The 1,084-nt window shown below is 36.3% G+C and carries 1 protein-coding gene; it reads right to left on the reverse strand.

Annotation, left to right across the window (positions count from 1 at the left end; all coding sequences use genetic code 11):
- On the reverse strand, positions 1–1,084 hold a 1,084-nt coding region (locus tag IDG60_RS15570), incomplete at both ends, for a PTS sugar transporter subunit IIABC (protein ID WP_206160897.1).

Raw genomic sequence — 1,084 nt, forward strand, 5'->3', positions numbered from 1 at the left:
TTGCGGATGTAGTCTAAATCAAAGTTGATTAATAAATCACCTTGTTTAACTTCTTGACCTTCCTCAACATGTAAAGTAAAGCCTTCTCCGTTTAATTTAACAGTGTCTAAACCGATGTGGATTAATAGTTCTAAACCACTATCTGATACAAGACCAATTGCATGTTTTGTTGGGAAAATCATTTGTATTTTACCGTTGAATGGTGCACGAACTTCACCTTGTGAAGGTTTAATAGCGATACCGTCACCCATCATTTTTTCGCTGAACACTTGATCAGGCACTTCTGATAAAGGTGTTACTTCACCAGTTAATGGTGCATGAACGATATGGCTCAATTCGCTTGTTGCAGATTTATCTTCTGCAACAACAACAGTTTCGTCTTTATCGTCTTCCATAGTAGTAGGGTTTTCTACTACTTGACCATTCATAATCTGTTGCATTTCATGTTTGATTTGGTCAGATTTAGGACCAAAAATTGCTTGCATATTATTGCCGACTTCTAATACACCAGATGCGCCTAAATCTTTCAAACCAGGAACATCAACTTTAGATTTGTCGTTAACTTCAACACGTAGACGTGTGATACAAGCGTCTAAATGTTTAATGTTTGCTTTGCCACCCATAGCTTCTAATACTGCATATGGTAATTCAGTTGCTGAAGCAGTAACAGCTTGTGATTGCTTATCTTCACGACCTGGTGTTTTGTATTTTAATTTTACAATTAAGAATCGGAATACGAAGTAGTAAATAACTGCGTATACAAGACCTACAGGAATGACTAACCACCATTGTGTCTTATTAGGTAGTACGCCAAGTAAAACGTAGTCGATGAAACCACCTGAGAAAGTATAACCTAAGTGAACATCCAATAAGTACAATGTTAAGAATGATAAACCATCAAGTACTGCGTGAATAAAGAATAATAATGGTGCTACGAATAAGAATGAGAATTCTAAAGGTTCTGTAATACCAGTTAAGAATGATGTTAAAGCAGCAGAACCCATTAAACCTGCTACTACTTTCTTATTTTCAGGTTTAGCTGTGTGATAAATTGCTAAAGCTGCTGCAGGTAAACCGAACATCA

It is taken from the genome of Staphylococcus sp. EG-SA-2, assembly GCF_017152085.1.